This is a genomic window from Streptomyces sp. SP18CS02 (assembly GCF_036322365.1).
Lineage (GTDB): Bacteria > Actinomycetota > Actinomycetes > Streptomycetales > Streptomycetaceae > Streptomyces.
The window spans coordinates 199,482-218,184 of sequence record NZ_JAQYXC010000297.1; the positions used below are offsets into that span (position 1 = coordinate 199,482).

Sequence of the window (18,703 nt, forward strand, 5' to 3'; positions counted from 1 at the left end):
CTAGAAGTACCCCTCGCGCTTGCGGTCTTCCATGGCGGCCTCGGACATCTTGTCGTCGGCGCGGGTGGCCCCCCGCTCGGTGAGCCTGGAGGCGGCGATCTCGGTGATCACGGCGTCGAGCGTGGTGGCGTCGGAGTCGACGGCGCCGGTGCAGGACATGTCGCCGACCGTGCGGTAGCGGATGAGACGGGTCTCGACCGTCTCGGTGTCCTTGGGGCCGCCCCAGTCGCCGGCCGTCAGCCACATGCCGTTGCGGGAGAACACCTCACGCTCGTGCGCGAAGTAGATGTCCGGCAGCTCGATCTTCTCGCGCTCGATGTACTGCCAGACGTCCAGTTCGGTCCAGTTGGACAGCGGGAAGACCCGGACGTGCTCGCCCGGGGCGTGCCGGCCGTTGTACAGCTGCCACAGCTCGGGGCGCTGACGGCGCGGGTCCCACTGGGAGAACTCGTCGCGCAGGGAGAACACCCGTTCCTTGGCCCGGGCCTTCTCCTCGTCGCGCCGCCCGCCGCCGAACACGGCGTCGAAGCGGTGGTGCTGGATCGCCTCGGTGAGCGGAACGGTCTGGAGCGGGTTGCGGGTGCCGTCGGGGCGCTCGCGCAGCTTCCCCGCGTCGATGTACTCCTGCACGGAGGCGACGTGCAGCCGCAGACCGTACTTCTCCACCGTGCGGTCCCGGTACTCGATGACCTCGGGGAAGTTGTGCCCGGTGTCGACGTGCAGCAGCGAGAACGGGACCGCGGCGGGCGCGAACGCCTTCAGCGCCAGGTGCAGCATGACGATCGAGTCCTTGCCGCCGGAGAACAGGATCACCGGACGCTCGAACTCACCCGCCACCTCGCGGAAGATGTGCACGGCCTCGGACTCCAGGGAGTCCAGGTGCGACAGCGCGAACGGGCTGTCGGTACCGCCGTTCACGACGTTGACGCTCCTGGTCATGACAGGCCCCTCTCGGTGAGCAGCGCGTGGACCGCCGCGGCGGACTCCTGCACGGTCTGGTGCTGGGACTCGATCCGCAGGTCCGGGGATTCCGGCTCCTCGTACGGGTCGTCGACGCCCGTCAGCCCGCTGATCTCGCCCGCGGCCTGCTTGGCGTACAGCCCCTTCACATCCCGTACGGAGCACACCTCCACCGGAGTGGCGACGTGCACCTCGACGTACGGCGTTCCCTCCCGCTGGTGGCGCTTGCGCACGGCCTCGCGGCTGTCGGCGTACGGGGCGATGACCGGTACCAGGACCTTCACCCCGTTCGACGCGAGCAGCTCGGCGACGAAGCCGATCCGCTGCACGTTGGTGTGGCGGTCCTCGCGGCTGAAACCGAGACCCGCCGAGAGGAACTCGCGGATCTCGTCGCCGTCGAGCAGCTCGACCCGGTGGCCCTCGTCGCGCAGCCGGTCCGCCAGCTCGTACGCGATCGTGGTCTTGCCGGCGCTCGGCAGCCCGGTGAGCCAGATGGTGGCCCCAGTCACGTTCTTGCCCCTGTGCTTGTCGTCGTGGTTCATCAGTGCAGCCCGCACTCGGTCTTGGAGCGCCCGGCCCAGCGCCCGGCCCGGGCGTCCTCGCCCTCCGCCACGCGGCGGGTGCAGGGGGCGCAGCCCACGGAGGCGTAGCCGTCCATGAGCAGCGGGTTGGTGAGGACGCCGTGCTCGCTGACGTAGGCGTCCACGTCGTCCTGGGTCCAGCGGGCGATCGGAGAGATCTTGACCTTCTGCCGCTTCTCGTCCCAGCCGACGACCGGGGTGCCGGCCCGGGTGGGGGACTCGTCGCGGCGCAGCCCCGTCGCCCACGCGTCGTACGCCGTCAGGCCCTCTTCGAGCGGCTTGACCTTGCGCAGCGCGCAGCACAGGTCGGGGTCGCGGTCGTGCAGCCGGGGCCCGTGCTCGGCGTCCTGCTCGGCGACCGTCAGGCGCGGGGTCAGCGTGATGACGTTGACGTCCATGACGGCGTCGACCGCGTCACGGGTGCCGATGGTCTCCTCGAAGTGGTAGCCGGTGTCGAGGAAGACGACGTCGACGCCGGGGAAGACCCGGGAGGCGAGGTGGGCGACGACCGCGTCCTCCATGGAGGAGGTCACGCAGAAGCGTCCGCCGAAGGTGTCTGCCGCCCACTTCAGGATCTCCAGGGCGGAGGCGTCCTCCAGCTCCCGGCCCGCCCGCTCGGCGAGCGTCCGCAGCTCTTCCTTCGTCTGCGTCGTCGTCATATCTCGTCCCCTCCGCCGTCGTTGTGCCGGAGCCCGCGGGTCAGCAGCCCGAGGAACTTCAGCTGGAAGGCCCGGTTGCACGCCGCGCACTCCCATGCGCCGTGTCCGGTCTCGTTGGGCCGCAGGTCCTCGTCCCCGCAGTACGGGCAGTAGAAGGGGGCCGCTCGCTCGCTCACCGCGCCTCCCTGTCCGCTTCTCCGCCCGCGTGGCGCGGGGGTGCGGCTTTCGCGGTCGTCCGCGGCCCGCCGGCCGCGCGTGCGGCGCTCACGAGAGGGCCTCCTCGGAGGCGCGCGCCGCCCAGACCGCGAAGCGCTCGCCCTCCTCGCGCTCCGCCTGGAAGCGGGTGAGCACGCGCTCGACGTAGTCGGGCAGCTCGTCGGCGGTGACCTTCAGCCCGCGCACCTTGCGGCCGAAACCGGGCTCCAGGCCCAGGGCGCCGCCCAGGTGCACCTGGTAGCCCTCGACCTGGTTGCCCTCGTCGTCCAGGACCAGCTGCCCCTTGAGACCGATGTCCGCCACCTGGATACGGGCGCAGGCGTTGGGGCAGCCGTTGAGGTTGATGGTGATCGGCTGGTCGAAGTCCGGGATGCGGCGCTCCAGCTCGTCGATGAGGGAGGAGCCGCGCGCCTTGGTCTCGACGATCGCCAGCTTGCAGAACTCGATGCCGGTGCAGGCCATGGTGCCGCGCCGGAACGGTGACGGGTTGACCCGCAGATCCAGCGCCTCCAGGGCGGCGACCAGCGACTCGACCTGGTCCTCGACCACATCGAGGACGATCATCTTCTGCTCGACGGTGGTGCGCAGCCGGCCGGACCCGTGCTCCTCGGCGACCGCGGCGATCTTCGTCAGGGTGGTTCCGTCGACCCGGCCGACGCGCGGGGCGAACCCGACGTAGTACCGGCCGTCCTGCTGGCGGTGCACGCCCACGTGGTCGCGCCACTGCTCCACCGGCACCGCCGGGGCCGGGCCGTCGACCAGCTCGCGCTCCAGGTACTCGTCCTCCAGCACCCGGCGGAACTTCTCCGGGCCCCAGTCGGCGACCAGGAACTTCAGACGGGCCCGGTTGCGCAGCCGGCGGTAGCCGTAGTCGCGGAAGATCGAGATGACACCGGTGTAGACGTCGGGGACCTCGTCCAGCGGCACCCAGGCGCCCAGCCGCACGCCGATCTTGGGGTTGGTGGACAGCCCGCCGCCGACCCACAGGTCGAAGCCCGGACCGTGCTCGGGGTGGTCCACCCCGACGAAGGCGATGTCGTTGATCTCGTGCGCCACGTCCAGCAGGGGCGAGCCGGAGACCGCCGACTTGAACTTGCGGGGCAGGTTGGAGAAGTCCTTGTTGCCGATGATGCGGCGGTGGATCTCCTCGATCGCGGGCGTGCCGTCGATGATCTCGTCCTCGGCGATGCCGGCGACCGGCGAGCCGAGGATGACGCGCGGGGTGTCGCCGCACGCCTCGGTGGTGGACAGGCCCACCGCTTCGAGGCGGTTCCAGATCTCGGGCACGTCCTCGATCCGGATCCAGTGGTACTGCACGTTCTGCCGGTCGGTGATGTCGGCGGTGCCCCGCGCGAACTCCTCCGAGATCTCACCGATGACCCGCAGCTGCTCGGTGGTCAGCCGTCCGCCGTCGATTCGGACGCGCAGCATGAAGTACTCGTCGTCCAGCTCCTCCGGCTCCAGGATCGCCGTCTTGCCGCCGTCGATCCCGGGCTTGCGCTGGGTGTACAGGCCCCACCAGCGCATGCGTCCGCGCAGGTCGTTGGGGTCGATCGAGTCGAAGCCGCGCTTGGAGTAGATCGTCTCAATGCGTGTCCGCACATTGAGACCGTCGTCGTCCTTCTTGAACTGCTCGTTGCCGTTGAGGGGCGTGAAGTGGCCCACGGCCCACTGACCCTCGCCGCGGTGGCGTCCGGCCTTGCGGCGGGGCGTGGCGGGGGCGGGCGTTTCGGGGGTGGCGGCCATGACGATACGTCCTTCGAGACTGCAGGAGGGCGGCTCTGACCTGCACACTCGCGCGCAGGGCAGAGAGCGGCGCGGCGATGCGCAGAGAGTTCGGGTGATCGGGGGAGCGCGGGGGTGCTGCTGTGCTCAGCTCGCCCGACAGATGGCGCTGGACATGCGGCCGAGGTCGACGTGCCGCCGACTCACCAAGGCAATTCCAGCTCGAGACATGACGGAAGCGTGCCATGGGACTTTGGACCCAGTCCAGGTTCGTCCATGATGTGGACGACTATGTCCCACATCATGGACGAGTGTGGTGCGGGTCACGTCGGTGCCCCCCGGCTCCGGCCTGCGACGGGACCGCTCCTGTGCGACGCCGGGCGCCGGACGCCTGACTCGGGCCGGAGAAAGGGGGACGGAGAAAGGGGAGGGGGAGGAGGGGGTGAAAGAAGGGGCCTGCCGCCCTCCGGGGGGCGGGGGTCAGGCGAAGGCGCCCGGCCACGGACCGGGAGTGGGGGTGTCCGGTTCCTCGGTCACCTTCGTGTCGAAGAGCCGGAAGCCGCGGCGCTGGTAGTTGTCCATCGCGTGCGGACCGTCCAGGGAGCAGGTGTGCAGCCATACGCGCTTCGTCGGGGGCCTCTCGGGCCAGCGGTCGGCCAGGTCCCACGCGCGTGCCGTGCCGTACGCCAGCAGATGGCCGCCGATGCGCCGCCCCCGGAAGGCCGGCGCGAGGCCGAAGTAGGCGATCTCGACCACGCCGTCGTCCTGGGCGTCGAGCTCCACGTACCCGGCCGGCGTCCCCCTGTCGTACGCCACCCAGGTCTCCGCTCCCGGCCGCTCCACTATCTCGCGCCACTGGGCGTGGGTGAGGTTCAGCCGGTCGTTCCAGTGGATGTCGCCGCCGACCGCGCTGTAGAGGAAGCGGCTGAACTCGGGCGAGGGCACCTCGGCCCGGACGATCCGGATGTCCCCGACGGGCTCGGCGGCCGGCCGCAGGTCCTGCGGAGAGGTCTGTTCCAGGGACCAGATGGTCACAGCGATGCTCATGCGTCTCAGCGAATCATGCCGTCGGCCCTCGCCCAAGCGCGAGGTCGCGTACCGGCAGGTGGAGGGGTGTTCGGTCCGGCGGAGGTGCCCGCGGTACGGCCCCTGCGGGGCGGCCCGTCGCCTCGTGTGGGCGGAGAGGGGGCCGGACGGCGTCCACCCGCATAAGATACCGGGGCCCCGGTTTTTTCTTGGACGGCGAGGGCGGCGGAAGGACTCACTGTGGCGAAGCAGGATCGAGCGGTTCGGACCCGGCGGATGATTCTGGAAGCCGCCGCACTGGTCTTCGACGAGCGGGGCTACGAGGCGGCGACGATCACCGAGGTGTTCGAACGGGCCGGCCTGACGAAGGGGGCGCTCTACTTCCACTTCCCGTCGAAGGAGGACCTGGCGCGCGGCGTCCTGGCCGGGGCGACGGTGCTGGCGGGGGTGCGCCCGCAGGGGCTCGTGCTCCAGGAGCTCGTCGACACGCTGCTGCTCGCGGCCCATCGGTTGCCCCGGGAGCCCATGCTCGGCGCGGCGTTCAGGATCGCCGTCGACCCCGCCTCCCGTCAGCTGCTCGGTACCGGATGGCCTGCCTGGAGCGATGCGCTGACCCGCCTGCTGCGGCGGGCGAAGGAGCGCGACGAGGTCCACCGGCATCTCGACGAGGCGGAGGCCGCCCGGATCATCGTGTGCGCCTGGGCCGGCGTCCGCGTGGTGACGGAGGGGCTGCCGGAGTCGTACGACCTGGCGCGTGAGGTCGGTGTGCTGCTCGGGATGCTGCTTCCGGGCATCGCCGTGCCGTCCGTGCTCGCCCGGCTGGACGTCTCACCGGACCGCGCCGCCCGGCTGTACGCGGAACTGGCCGAGGCCCGCGCCCGCCCGGAGGCCGGGGGCGGCGGGGGCGGCCGGGGCGGCGGGGACGATCCGGGCGAGCCGGGGGCGGTGGTGCGGAGCGGGCGCACGCCCCTGGTGTAACCGGTAGTAAGAAACCATCACGGCGGTTTAATCTGTCCCCCCAGATGGCCACAGTGACGTGGCGTGACGGACGGGAGTCGGCAGTGACCAAGCAGGAGAGGGCCGCGCGCACCCGGCGGGAACTGATGCGAGCGGCTGCCACTTTGTTCGAGCGGTCTGGTTTCTCCCGCACCACCCTCAGTGACATCTGTCGTCTCGTCGGGGTCAGCAGCGGCGCGCTCCACTTCCACTTCGAGAACAAGGCGGCACTCGCGGAGGCCATCGAGGGGGAGGCGGCCACCACGCTGAGCAGGCTCGCGATGGGTATCCGGCCGGAGGCCGCCGGGTCCCTCCAGCGGCTGGTGGACGTCTCCCACGCGCTCGCCGCCGAACTCCGCGACAACGTGGTGATCCGGGCCGGCTTCCGGCTGAACGACGACGTGAGCCGCTGCGGGGACCTGCGGCTGCGCCAGCAGTGGCAGCAGCACGTCCAGGGGCTGCTGACGGCGGCCGAAGCCGAGCGGTCGCTGGCGCGCGACGTTCCGCTGCAGCAGGCCGTCTCCGTCGTCACGGCCGCGACCGCCGGACTGGACGTCCTGAGCCGCCGCGATCCGGAATGGCTCTCCCGCCGCTCGCTGAGCGGGCTGTGGGCCCTGCTCCTGCCGCGGCTCGCCGACGCGGACGTCCTCGACCGCCTCGACCCGGCCGGCACCCGGACGCTCTGCCGTTCCTGACCCGGAAGCCCGCCGCATCCCCTCCCGGGCGTCGCCCGGCACTCCCTCGAACCGTAGCCATGCGGTCACATGTGGTTGCCTGAGGCTTTGACAAACCGACGGAGCGGTTTGTAATCTCGCCCTCAACGGGTGAGCATGCGGAGACTCTTGAAGCTGCGAGGCGAGGGGGAGTTGATGAGTCAGCGCTCAATGGACTTCGAGGAGCCCCACAGACCTCTCGTCGGAGCGCGCGGCCTACGCAATCCACCCGAGTCATGGCGGGTCCTCGTCGTCGAGAGCGACACCGGCGACGCCGAGACGCTGATCCGGGGACTGCGGCGGCACGGTCACCTGGTCGACAGGGCCGAGACGGGCGGCGCGGCCCTCGACGGATACGGTAACGCCGACCTGGTGCTCCTCGACCTGGAACTGCCCGATCTGGACGGCCTGGAGGTCTGCCGGGAGATCCGGTCCGTCTGTGATGTCCCCGTCATAGCCGTCACGGCCCGCGGCTCGGAGCTCGATCGCGTACTCGGCCTGCAGGCCGGCGCCGACGACTACCTGGTCAAGCCCTACGGGTTCCGCGAACTGGTGGCGCGCATCAACGCGGTGATGCGACGCTCCCGGCCCCGTCCACCGGCGCCGAAGGTGCTCGCCCACGGCCCCCTGCTCATCGACGCCGGCGCCCGCGAGGTCAGGCTGGACGGCCGGCCCGTGTGCGTCACGCGCAAGGAGTTCGACCTGCTCTACCTCCTCGCCTCCCATCCGGAGACCGTCATCCCCCGCAAGAGACTCATGCAGCAGATATGGGGGGACTCCTGGTCCCGCAGGACCGTCGACTCCCATGTGAGCAGCCTGCGGAACAAGCTGGGGGCCAGCGACTGGATCATCACCGTCCGTGGAGTCGGGTTCCGCCTCGGCCACGGATGACCGCCCGGCGCGCCGTCCCGGCCACGCGTCCGCCGGGGCGCTCCGTGCGCCCCTCCGCACGGCTTTCCCCGTGTACGTACCGGCCACCCGCCCTCCGCGCCTACCGCCGGGCCGGCTCCCCGGCAGCCGCCTCCCGGGACGCCAGTACCGCCGGGGCCGTCGAATGCGGCAGCAGCTCGCGCATGTCCGCCGGGCGGGCCACCTCCAGCTCCACCTCCTCCCGGAAGCGGTACGGACGGTGGGCCAGCACCCCCGCCAGGGTGCGGCGCACCCGGCTCATCTCGGCGCGGACCGTGACCGTGCGCGTGGGGTCACCGAACACGTCGGCCGCCAGTTGCGAGGCGCTGCGGCCCTCCCGGTGCAGCGCCAGTACGTACAGCAGCTCCGCGTGACGCGGGCTCAGCTCCTGCCTCCAGCTTCCCATCGCCCCGGAGACCTCCAGCGACCAGCGGCGCGGCCGGCTCACGTCCAGTACCAGCCGGCTCGCCGTCCCCGGATCGGGACGCTCCTCGTCGACCGGCCGCACCAGCCAGCCCCCGGGCAGCGGTTCGACCTCGCACAGGCCCAGCGACGGCAGCCACACCCGGCCGGCCCGGAAGGACCGTGGCAGCGGCAGCCGGTCCACCGGCGGCATCCCGGTGACGGCGGCGGGCCAGCCGTTGGCGTCCACCGCCAGCGCCCGGCCGCGCACCCGGCAGAGGATGGGCGCGGCGACCGTACGCAGCCGCTCCAGATCGGCGAAGTGCTGGTTGCGCAGCTCCGCCTCGGCCAGCCGGGCCACCGAACCGACCAGCATCAGCGTGGCCGGATGCATCGTCGCGAGCGGTCCGCTCACATCCACCGCCCCCAGCAGCTTCCCGTCCCGCGGATCGGTGATCGGCGCGCCCGCGCATGTCCACGAGTGGTGCGTCGAGACGAAGTGCTCCGCGGAGTGCACCTGGACCGGTCGCCGGGTGACCAGCGGCGTGCCCAGCCCGTTCGTACCGACGGTCGCCTCCGTCCAGTCCGCTCCCGGCTCGAACCCGTGCCCGTCCGCCTTCCTCAGGACGGCGGAGCCGCCCTCGCGCCACAGCACCCGGCCCTCCGCGTCGGCCACGACCATGATGTGCGGCACCGCGTCGGAGCCGGGGCCCGAGGCCGGCATCAGGCCCTCGCGCAGAACCGGGAGCAGCGCCGCCAGCGGGGAGGCGCAGCGGCGTCGCTCCAGCTCCTGCGCGGACAGCAGCCCGGAGCGCCGGTCCCTGTCAGGATCCAGCCCCTCGCGCAGCATCCGCTGCCAGGACTCGCGTATCTCCGCACGCGGCGCCAGCGCTGATCCGCCGCCCCGCAGCGTGGCGTCGCGCACGCCCTTGAGCAGCAGCGCCGCCGCGCGCGTGTCCATGGCGGCGAGCCGTGCCATGTCCACTGTGGCCTTCCGCACCGGACCCCTCCCTGTTGCCGCGCGCACGGTGGCTGATGCGTGCCATGCCATCCTCCCCTGTCCGTACGGGCGCCCGGCGCCGAGGGCACCCGTGAGCCGAACGCGTGCCGAGCGACGGCCGGGCACGCGGAACCGGGCGGGCCGGTCCGGTGCCCAGAACGCTGCAACCCCTTGCAACCCTCGCGAACCACCCCGCCGCTGTACGAGAGTGACGCCGTACCGGTCTGCCGGTACCGCGACGGGCTGGTGCCGTGTCGGCGCAGCACCAGTCCGGTCGCGCGCCGGGCGCGAGCCGCAGACCATGGCTCGCGCCCTCCGTGCCCCCCCGCGGCGGTCGCAGGCCGTCGGACCGCGGCTCGCGCCCGCCGTCGGCCCCCCGGGCCGCACCGGACGCCGCCAACCCCGAGCCGAGGGCGGCGCCGGTACTCCCCTGGGGCCGCAGGCGGGCGGACCCGTCCGGCCCCCGGACGTCAGGCCACCGGGCGCGCCCGCTCGACCACGGACCCGAGGTCCAGGGTGTGCGGCAGCGTCCCGAACGCCGACCCGTGGTCCCCGCCCAGCCGGGACGCGCAGAACGCGTCCGCGACCTCCGGCGGCGCCCATCGCACCAGCAGCGAGCCCTGGAGCACCAGCGCCATCCGCTCCACCACCCTGCGGGCCCGCGCCTCGATCCCGTCCAGGTCGGCCAGCTCCGTCAACAGCGCCTTGATCGCCCCGTCCAGCCGGTGGTCGGCCCCACGGGCCTCGCCCACCTCCCGCAGGAACGCGTCGAGCGCCTGCGGCTCCCGCTGCAGCGCCCGCAGAACGTCCAGGGCCTGGACGTTCCCCGATCCCTCCCAGATCGAGTTGAGAGGCGACTCGCGCAACAGCCGGGGCATCCCGGACTCCTCGACGTACCCGTTGCCGCCGAGGCACTCCAGGGCCTCCGCCGTCACCGGCGTGCACCGCTTGGTCACCCAGTACTTGGCCGCCGGAACGGCCAGGCGCAGGAACGCCCGCTCCTGCTCCGAATCGCTGTCGTACGCGGCGGCGAGCCGCAGCGCCAGCGTGGTCGCCGCCTCCGACTCCAGCGCGAGATCGGCCAGCACGTTGCGCATCAGCGGCTTGTCGATCAGGACCCCGCCGAACGCGCTGCGGTACGCCGTGTGGTGCACCGCCTGCGCCACCGCCTGCCGCATCAGCGCGGCCGACCCGAGCACGCAGTCCAGCCGGGTCGCCGCCACCATCTCGATGATGGTGCGCACCCCGCGCCCCTCCTCGCCGACGCGGCGCGCCCACGTCCCGTCGAACTCGACCTCGCTGGACGCGTTCGACCGATTGCCGAGCTTGTCCTTGAGCCGCTGGATCCGGAACACGTTGCGCGTCCCGTCCTCCAGGACGCGGGGCACCAGGAAGCAGGTCAGCCCGTCCTTCCCGGACGCGGCGGAGGTCTGCGCCAGCACCAGGAAGCCGTCGGACATCGGCGCCGAGCAGAACCACTTGTGCCCGGTGAGGACGTACTCGCCGGACGCCTCCAGCGCGGTGGCCCTGGTGGTGTTGGCGCGCACGTCGCTGCCGCCCTGCTTCTCCGTCATGCCCATCCCGAAGAGCACCCCGGCCTTCCCGGCGGGAGGCAGCAGGTCCTCGCCCTCGTACACCTGCGAGGTCAGCTTCGGCTCCCACTCGGCGGCGAGAGCCGGATCCGTGCGCAGCGCCGGTACCGCCGCGTGGGTCATCGACAGCGGACAGCCGTGCCCGGCCTCCGCCTGCGTCCAGACCAGGAAGCCGGCCGCGCGGCGCACATGGCCGCCCGGCCTGCCCCAGGCGTTGGTCAGGCCGTTGGTCACCGCGTGGCCGAGCAGCCGGTGCCAGGCCGGATGGAAGTCCACCTCGTCGATCCGGTGGCCGTACCGGTCGTGGGTGCGCAGCTTCGGAGGGTTCTCATTGGCCTGCGTCCCCCATTCCTGGGCCTGGGAGGACCCCGCCGTGGTGCCGAGCGAGGAGAGCTCGCCGCGCGCCTCGTCGAGGAGCCCGGTCGGAAGATGCCGTTCCACGGCCTCCGTCAGAGCCCGGTCGGCGGTGAAGACGTCGTACCCGACCAGGGGCGGGGCCTGGTTGGTCACTGTGTGGGTGGTGGTCGCCATGCCGATACGGTAAGGAGGTGCAGGCAGCAAATGAAACACCCGAGTGGCCGCCACGGTCGCCAGGCAGACTCCACCGGGCCCGGGCCCTCTACCGCAACGTCTCGAAGCGGAAGATGGGCTGGCTGCTTCTCAAGGACACCGTCAACTCGTGCATCGAATACCGGATCCTCGGCCTCGCCGCGGAGGCGGCCTTCTTCACCCTCCTGTCGCTGCCGCCGCTGATGCTCGGCCTGCTCGGACTCCTCGGGTACATCGACGACTGGACCGACACCACGACGGTCGCCTCCATCGAGAAGAACATCCTGGGCGCGGTCGGCACGGTCCTGTCCGACCGGGGCGTGAACGACATCGCCCGACCGCTGCTGGCGGACGTCACCCACGGCGGCCGGCCCGACGTGATCTCGATCGGCTTCGCGATCGCCCTGTGGTCGGGCTCGCGGGCGGTGAACGTCTTCATCGACACCATCACCGTGATGTACGGACTGGACGGCCACCGGGGCATCGTCGCCACCCGGTTGCTCGCCTTCCTGCTGTACATCGTGGCGCTGCTGATCGGCGCGGTGGTGCTGCCCCTGGCGGTGGTGGGACCGGACCGGGTGGTCGAACTCATCCCGTGGGGCACGGAGGTCGTCTCGGTCCTGTACTGGCCGGTCGTCATCCTGCTCTCCATCGCCTTCCTGACCACGCTCTACCACGTGTCGGTGCCCGTGCGCTCCCCGTGGATCGAGGACGTCCCCGGCGCGCTGGTGGCGCTCGCGATGTGGGTGCTCGGCAGCTTCGCGCTGCGCATCTACCTGACCAGTACGGTCGAGGGCCCGACGATCTACGGGTCTCTCGCCGCCCCCATCGCGGTGCTGCTGTGGATCGGCATCTCGGCGTTCGCGGTCCTGGTCGGCGCCGCCGTGAACGCGGCGATCGACCGCGTGTGGCCCTCGGTCGCCACGGCCGCGGCCCGCGCGGAGAACGAACGCGCCCGCACGGCGGAGGCGGCGGCCCTGGTGGCCCGGGCCAAGGCGGCGGTGGAGGAGCTGGACGACGACGATCCGGACATGCCCTCGGAGTTCCCCGAACGCTGGTCCAGGTTCCTTCCGCCGGACGACGTGAAGGCCCGCCTCCACACGACCCGGGAGAAGGAACGGGACCGCGAGAAGGAACGGGACCGGGAGAAGGGCGCGGGCGGAACCCGCGACAACGGCCAGGACGGCTAGGACGGACCGCCCTCGCTCCCTTCCGGCCGCCCCGGCCCCCCGAACAGCCGCCGCCACAGCCTCAGCAGGCCCCCCGTGCCACGCTCCCGTCCGGCCCGGGCGACCGGAACGGCCCGGAAGCCGAGGGCCGTGCCCGGCAGGTGTTCGAACCCCTGGGCCAGCCGCTCGTCGCGCCGCCTGAGATACCCGTACGGCAGGACGACGAAGACCACCGCCGCCGTACGGGAGTCCGCCCCGGGGCCCGGCAGCCGGCGGAACAGGCCGAAGGGGTCCTCGACCAGCCCGCCGGGCGCGAGAACGATCCGTACCGGACCGGGCGGGTCGTCCCGGAACACCATGAGCCGCCGGATCTCGGCGGGCAGCCGCGTGACGGCCCAGTCGATCGTGTCGCGCAGGGACACGGCCGGCACCGGGGGGAGGCGGGCCCCTTTCGGAGCGAAGTACCGGCCGTCGAGCGACGCCGGATCCAGCGTGAGCCGCCACCGCTCCGAGGGGCGGGCGGGCGTACGGGTGCGCGAGCTCCTCGCCGCCTCCGTCGGGCGGGGCGACGGCCGGGCGGCGGCGACCGGCCGGGGGACCGCGTCGGGCCGGGGGGGCCTCGGCAGCACCGTGATCCGTTCCGGCGGCGCGTCACGCAGCGCCCGCAGCCCCCGCATACGGTCCGGGGGCCGTTTGGCCAGCAGGTCCAGCAGCGCCCGGTCCAGCCACCGGGGCAGCTCGGGCCGCAGCAGGCGAGGGGGGCGCGGCGCGGTGCGGCGGTGGTCGCTGAGCACCGTCCACGTGGTCGTCGAGGCGAAGGGCGGAACCCCGGTCGCCAGTTCGTACAGGACGCAGCCGAGCGAGTACAGGTCGCTGTGCTGGTCCACGTCGTCGCCGCCGATCTGCTCCGGCGACATGTAGTACGGGGTGCCCTTGGCGATGCCCGTGCCGGTGACCTGGGAGGTGCGGGTGCTGCCCAGGCCGAGCCGCGCGGTGCCGAAGTCGCGGATCTTCACCGTCCCGTCGGGGAGCAGCATGATGTTGGCCGGCTTCAGATCCAGGTGCCAGACGCCCTGCGTGTGCGTGTACACGAGCGTCGCGGCGAGCTGCCGGCCGATGTCGACGACGTCCGGCACGGGCAGGGGACGGTTGCGGCGCCCTGCCAGCACCGCCCCCAGATCACGGCCCGGCAGCAACTCCATGACCAGGACGAACGAACCCTCGTGCGCACCGGCGAAGTAGGTCGCGGTGACACCGGGATGCACCAGTGCCTCGGCCACCCGGGCCTCCCGCACGAACCGCTGGTACATCCTGCGGAACGTCGCGCTGCCCGGCGGCACCAGCGGTTCGATCAGCTTGACCGCGACCTCCCGGTGCGACTGCTCGTCCCGGGCCCGCCACACCTCGCTCATCTCGCCCCGCCCGATCCGCTCCAGCAGCCGGAACCGTCCCTCCAGCAGCGGCACCGACGGGCCCCCCGGCGCAGCGGTCCCGCGCAGCAGCCGCAGGCTCTCCCGGCTCACCAGGGCGAACGGGGCGCCTTCCGAGACGCCCACCAGCGCGCGGAACTCGCCCGGCACCCGGCCCGCCCGGGCCTCGATCTGCGCGCCCACCCGGTCCAGGAAGCGCACCGTGCGCACCAGGGCGGTCCGGGGCAGCGTGCCCAGCAACACCTCGCGCACGCCCGGCCGGAAGTCGTAGGCCCCGGGCGCTCCCGGCTCCGCCCGCAGCATGCCGCTGAGCACCACCTCCGCGAGGTGCTGCGGCCGCGGCCGCTCCTCGATCGCCGCCTGCACCAACCGCATCACCGGCAGGTGCGCCGACCCCACCGCCAGATGGGACGCCAGCCGGAACGCCTGCGGGGACGCGATGGACCGGAACCTCAGCACCAGCTCCTCGGGGGGCACGTCCTGCGGGGAGAGGCCGTCGTCCTCGCCGGCGGCCACCCGCTCGGGCCTGGCCGGTACGAGGAGGGCGGCGCCCGGCCACGGGGTCCCGCCCGGGTCCGCCACCAGCGACGCCCAGTGCCCGAACCAGGCCGGTGCGGGCTCCAGCACCGGGACGGGGATGCCGCGCGGGCCGCCCGGCACACCGTCGTACGGGGCGAAGTCCACCGCCGCCGCGGCCGCGCCCGGGGCCGGCGCCGTGAACAGCCCGGGCACCGGGGGCAGTGCGGTGTGCCGCCACAGCCGTTCGGGCAGCGGCTGCACCACGGCCACCGGCAGGGCCCTCGACCAGCGGCGCAGCGTACGGAACCAGCGCAGCCCCGCGGGCCCGTCCCGCCACTGCGGCCCCATGCAGTCGCTGAGGACCAGCACCGCCGTCGACCCCGGTTCCCAGTCCCGGGGCGGCACGCGCCCGTCGGGCGACAGGCGCACCACGTCGACGGTGCGGAAGGCTCCCGTCTGGCCGAGCGCGGTGTGCAGGTCGCGCACCAGCGGCCGCCACATCGCCATGGTCCGGCCCGAGTCGACCACCAGCCGCAACCGCAGCCACCGCTCGGGCCTGGGGCGCAGCTCGGGCAGCCACAGCCCGGGCGGAGCGCCGAGCGCCGCGAGCCGATGGGCGGTGGCCCGCTCGTCGATCACCCGCTCACGCGCGGACGGCACGGTCCGTCGCAGCGGCCGCAGCGCGCGCTGGAGGGCGAGCGGACGAGGCAGCATCGGGGGAGCCGGGGCCAGCACCGACGGCGGCCGCACGGCCGGCGGCCCGGCCCGCCCGCCCCGGCGCGGTGTCGTCAACGGCACGCGACCGCGGGAGCCTTCCTCCGGGTACGGGTCCTCTTCCGGAGGCCGCCCGCGGGCGCCGGGGGCCGGGGCGCCGGACGCCCCCGGTCGCTCCGACGGCGGCCGCGGCGAGGACCGCCGACCCGGCGGCGGCGCCCCGCCGGCCGGGCCGCCCGCCGGGACCGCGCCCATGTGCCGGGCCAGCCACAGCGCCTCGGCCAGCTCACGGCCGCCCGGCCGGTCCCCGCCCGCCGACTCCAGCAGCTCCGCCAGGGACCGCAGTTCAGAACTCATCGGGGTCCGTCGACCGGCTCAGATAGGGCATCAGACTCTCGGCCAACTCCTCCCGGGACGCGGCGTCGAGACCTGAGGTCCGGGTCAGGTAGATCGCGTTCAGCAGCTGGTCGGTGGCCAGTTCGCCGTCGCTGCCGCGCCCCAGGAACATCCGGATCAGCCGGCGCGCGTCCCCGTCCAGCTCGCCCAGGTGCGCCCGGACGATGTCCTCCAGCTCCTCCGCCGCCGGCTGCCTGAGCTGGAGCGTCACACAGCGGCGCAGGAACGCGGGCGGGAACTCCCGCTCCCCGTTGCTGGTCAGCACGGTGAACGGGAACGCCCGGCAGCGCACCCGCCCGCCGCGCACCTCGGCCCGGTCCTGCGCGTCGGCCGTCATCAGCCCGGCCGTGGTGTGCGACCGCGCCACCCGGACCAGTTCGGGGATCTCGTACTGCCCCTCCTCCAGGACGTTCAGCAGGTCGTTGGGCAGGTCCAGGTCGCCCTTGTCGATCTCGTCGATGAGCAGCACCCGCGGCCGCTCGTACGGCAGGAGCGCCGTTCCGAGCGGGCCGAGGCGCAGATGGTCGGCGATATCACCGTCGCGGGGCTCCCGGCCCGCCGCGTACAGCCGCGACAGCGCGTCGTACTGGTACAGGCCGTCGCCGAGCGTCGTACGGCTGGTGATGTTCCAGCGCAGTACCGGACCCAGCCGCAGCTCCCGTGCGACGGCGTACGCCAGGCTCGACTTGCCGCTGCCCGGGGGCCCCGTCACCAGCAGCGGCCGCCGCAGGTACAGCGCCGCGTTGACGAGCTGGACCGCCTTCTCGGTGGCCCGGTAGGTCCGCGCCCGGTGGACCCGGTCCGGGGACACCGCATCGGGGTCCTCGTCGTGGCGCGGCGGCTCCAGCACCGGCCCGCCGTTGAAGGCGCGCCACGGCGGAGGCGGCGGCAGCGCGGCGATCCCGTCGTGCGGGCGGCCGCTTCCGGTGAAGACGGGCCACAGGGAAGGCGACGACGGCAGCGATGGCGACGACGGTGACGACACAGGCGGGCTCCCAAGCTCTCGAGGGTGCGGTTGCGGGGGCGGAGGGGCGGTGTCACGCCACCGGCGACCGGCCGAGACGGCGTACGGCGGGGAACCAGCGGGGGTCCTCCCACATGAGCGAGAGACCGTCCGCCCAGTGCGGCACCGCCCCCTCGTGCAGAAAGGCGCTCTTGCGCAACTCGAACACCCACCGGGGCAGTTCGGACGGCGGCAGCGTCGCCAGATGACCGGCCAGGGTGTCCAGGAAGTCACTGCCCGCGCACCGCCCCGAGCACGCGGCGCCGGTGCACCCCGTGCGCGGCCACAGCACGATCGGCGAGGGGGCGTCCAGCGCGGCCCAGTGCAGCTCACGGTCACGGGCCCGGCGCGGTGGCCGCGCGAAGCCGACCGGGCCGTGCACGTCCTGGAGCCTTACGGACAGCCGGTCGGGACGGTCGCCGCTGTGGCACACGACGCGGTGGACCGTACTGCCGGGCAGCCCGTCGAGGACCGCCCACATCTGTTTCAGCTTGAACTGGAGACGCTCGCTGGAGCGCCGGTCGTGATCCATGACCACCACGGGAGACTGGCAGCCGAGCGGGGTCCGGTCGCCCTTGCGGCGCGCCCACTGCTCCACGGGCTCGTTCAGCCGGCTGCGCGGCAGCGCGAACGCGATCAGTTCGCTCGCGTCGGTGTCGAGCTGGCCGAACGCGTCGTCGATCCGGTCCAGCACCCACTCCCGCAGCGCGCCCTTGCCCAGACGTTCGGAGCCCACGAGCCGCCGCGCCCCGTCCCGGTACGCGGACACCTCCGCGAGCAGCGCCTGCGCGCCCGCCCCGCTGTGCCGGACCTCGACCAGGATCGGCGACCAGCGCGCCCCGGCCTCCTCGCGCGCCCCCGCCCCGGCCCCGCGAGGTCCGGCGGCCCGGGGTTCCGGGACCGGATGCGCCGGTGCCCGCGCCTCCAGGGGGCCGGGCTCAGCGGGGCGGCCGGGCGCGAGTCCCTGGCGCGCGGTGCCGTCAGGCGCGGCGAAGGGGGACGCGGTGTGGTGGGACGCGGTGCCGTGGGACGCGATGTCGTGGGACTGGGACTGGGACTGGGACTGGGACTGGGGCGCGGTGCCGTGGGGCGCGGAGGCCCGGCTCACGGTGTGGCCGGGCCCGCCCCGGTGGCCCATCGGCGGCCGGGGAAGGACCGCGTCCTTCGCCTCGTACGGGGCGAAGGGCGTACGCGGCACGCCCGGCACCCCCGACGGTTCGTCGAACCTGGCCCGGTGGTCATGGGCCCAGTCGCGCAACTCCCGCCCGAGCGTGGCGTCCTCGACGAGATCCGCGAGCCGTACGGTCAGCTCCGCCAGGGGCAGTACGCCCCGCCGGGGCGGCGCCTCGGACAGCAGGTGCCACACCGCCTCCCACAGGGACGGCTCGCGGCCGGACGGCGGTGCGACACCGACCGGCCCCACCGCGTCCGCCAGCAGTCGCCCGACGATCCCCGGCGCCGGCCCGGGCGTCCGCTCCACCAGCGCGCGCAGGTGCCGCTTCTCCGCCTCGCCGTACCCCAGGGTGGGGATCCGGTCGGCCAGCGCGGGCCAGTGCCGGGCGAGCACATGCGCCGGGATCATCCGGCCGTTGCGGGCGTCGGGGTCATTGGCCGTGATCATGCCGACGACGGTGCCGTGTTCCTCCAGGACCGCCGCCGCACCGCTGAAGCCGGGGGCCAGCGGCTGCCCGTAGCCCTTCCAGTCCTCCAGCTGGGCCCACTCGTCGCCGATCAACTGGCGTGACCCGGCGCGCAGCTCGCTCAGCACCCCTTCGTCGTACCCCTCGGGAAAGCCGTAGGCGACCAGCTTGGCCGGGCGCGTGTGCCCCAGCCGTCCGGTGATGGGCTCTTCGAGCGGGGCGAACACCGCGGGCCGCAGCGCCACCGGCTCGTCGAGTGCCAGCACGGCCAGATCGCCCGCGTCCCGGGGCGACCCCGCCCACGAGCCCCGCACGACGACCGTCGCCGGCAACGGCACCACACCTGCCGCCGCCGGGAACGACACCGACACCCGGTCCGCGTCCGCCACGACATGGGCGCAGGTCAGCACGGTCCGTTCGGTGACGAGGAACCCGGACCCCGCCACCTCCCCGTCCCGGTCGACGCGCGCGTGCCAGGCGGGGGACCCCATGGTCACCAGAGCC

Annotated in this window: 16 protein-coding genes; 4 read left to right on the forward strand and 12 right to left on the reverse strand. The window is 73.3% G+C overall.

Annotation, left to right across the window (positions count from 1 at the left end; genetic code table 11):
* The 7 genes from cysD to PUR26_RS29630 form a co-directional block, all read right to left on the reverse strand.
* Positions 1–939: a sulfate adenylyltransferase subunit CysD gene (cysD, locus tag PUR26_RS29605; RefSeq protein ID WP_329877047.1), complete on the reverse strand. Its 939-nt coding sequence runs from the start codon at positions 937–939 to the stop codon at positions 1–3.
* Positions 936–1,502, reverse strand: coding sequence for an adenylyl-sulfate kinase (gene cysC, locus PUR26_RS29610; protein WP_329877048.1), 567 nt, complete (start codon positions 1,500–1,502; stop codon positions 936–938). The genes cysD and cysC overlap by 4 nt, the downstream gene beginning before the upstream one ends.
* Complete coding sequence (locus PUR26_RS29615) at positions 1,502–2,200, reverse strand: phosphoadenylyl-sulfate reductase (RefSeq protein WP_329877050.1); 699 nt, start codon at positions 2,198–2,200, stop codon at positions 1,502–1,504. Before PUR26_RS29615 ends, cysC begins: the two co-directional genes overlap by 1 nt.
* Positions 2,197–2,376: a hypothetical protein gene (locus tag PUR26_RS29620; RefSeq protein WP_329877052.1), complete on the reverse strand. Its 180-nt coding sequence runs from the start codon at positions 2,374–2,376 to the stop codon at positions 2,197–2,199. The genes PUR26_RS29615 and PUR26_RS29620 overlap by 4 nt, the downstream gene beginning before the upstream one ends.
* Before the next feature lie 88 nt (positions 2,377–2,464).
* Positions 2,465–4,162, reverse strand: a complete 1,698-nt coding sequence (locus tag PUR26_RS29625) for a nitrite/sulfite reductase (protein ID WP_329877054.1) — start codon at positions 4,160–4,162, stop codon at positions 2,465–2,467.
* Between the two features lie 126 nt (positions 4,163–4,288).
* Complete coding sequence (locus PUR26_RS34765) at positions 4,289–4,372, reverse strand: putative leader peptide (RefSeq protein WP_443077216.1); 84 nt, start codon at positions 4,370–4,372, stop codon at positions 4,289–4,291.
* Between the two features lie 249 nt (positions 4,373–4,621).
* Positions 4,622–5,188, reverse strand: coding sequence for a GNAT family N-acetyltransferase (locus tag PUR26_RS29630; protein WP_329877056.1), 567 nt, complete (start codon positions 5,186–5,188; stop codon positions 4,622–4,624).
* Positions 5,189–5,407: 219 nt separating this feature from the next.
* Between PUR26_RS29630 and PUR26_RS29635 the strand changes: the two genes are divergently transcribed.
* From PUR26_RS29635 to PUR26_RS29645, 3 genes are all read left to right on the forward strand, one after another.
* On the forward strand, positions 5,408–6,145 hold the full coding sequence (locus PUR26_RS29635; RefSeq protein WP_329877058.1) for a ScbR family autoregulator-binding transcription factor: 738 nt from the start codon (positions 5,408–5,410) through the stop codon (positions 6,143–6,145).
* Between the two features lie 83 nt (positions 6,146–6,228).
* Complete coding sequence (locus tag PUR26_RS29640; protein WP_329877060.1) at positions 6,229–6,858, forward strand: ScbR family autoregulator-binding transcription factor; 630 nt, start codon at positions 6,229–6,231, stop codon at positions 6,856–6,858.
* Between the two features lie 174 nt (positions 6,859–7,032).
* Complete coding sequence (locus tag PUR26_RS29645; RefSeq protein ID WP_329877062.1) at positions 7,033–7,767, forward strand: response regulator transcription factor; 735 nt, start codon at positions 7,033–7,035, stop codon at positions 7,765–7,767.
* 100 nt (positions 7,768–7,867) lie between these two features.
* On the opposite strand, the gene PUR26_RS29650 is transcribed toward PUR26_RS29645, so the two are convergent.
* Together PUR26_RS29650 and PUR26_RS29655 are read right to left on the reverse strand one after the other, a co-directional pair.
* Positions 7,868–9,187 (reverse strand): helix-turn-helix domain-containing protein, encoded by a 1,320-nt coding sequence (locus tag PUR26_RS29650; protein WP_329877064.1) that lies wholly within the window; start codon positions 9,185–9,187, stop codon positions 7,868–7,870.
* 470 nt (positions 9,188–9,657) lie between these two features.
* Positions 9,658–11,310, reverse strand: a complete 1,653-nt coding sequence (locus tag PUR26_RS29655; RefSeq protein ID WP_329877066.1) for an acyl-CoA dehydrogenase family protein — start codon at positions 11,308–11,310, stop codon at positions 9,658–9,660.
* Between the two features lie 17 nt (positions 11,311–11,327).
* Here PUR26_RS29655 and PUR26_RS29660 point away from each other — a divergent pair, with 17 nt between their 5' ends.
* On the forward strand, positions 11,328–12,518 hold the full coding sequence (locus tag PUR26_RS29660; RefSeq protein ID WP_329877068.1) for a YihY/virulence factor BrkB family protein: 1,191 nt from the start codon (positions 11,328–11,330) through the stop codon (positions 12,516–12,518).
* Here PUR26_RS29660 and PUR26_RS29665 read toward each other — a convergent pair.
* The 3 genes from PUR26_RS29665 to PUR26_RS29675 are packed head-to-tail and all read right to left on the reverse strand — an operon-like array spanning position 12,515 to position 18,690.
* Positions 12,515–15,517, reverse strand: a complete 3,003-nt coding sequence (locus tag PUR26_RS29665) for an SAV_2336 N-terminal domain-related protein (protein WP_329877070.1) — start codon at positions 15,515–15,517, stop codon at positions 12,515–12,517. The two genes, PUR26_RS29660 and PUR26_RS29665, sit on opposite strands and share 4 nt — an antisense overlap.
* Complete coding sequence (locus tag PUR26_RS29670; protein ID WP_329877072.1) at positions 15,507–16,541, reverse strand: AAA family ATPase; 1,035 nt, start codon at positions 16,539–16,541, stop codon at positions 15,507–15,509. Before PUR26_RS29670 ends, PUR26_RS29665 begins: the two co-directional genes overlap by 11 nt.
* Before the next feature lie 52 nt (positions 16,542–16,593).
* Positions 16,594–18,690 carry a VMAP-C domain-containing protein gene (locus tag PUR26_RS29675; RefSeq protein ID WP_329877226.1) on the reverse strand — a complete coding sequence of 699 codons (2,097 nt, stop codon included), beginning with the start codon at positions 18,688–18,690 and terminating at the stop codon, positions 16,594–16,596.
* Between the last annotated feature and the right edge of the window lie 13 nt (positions 18,691–18,703).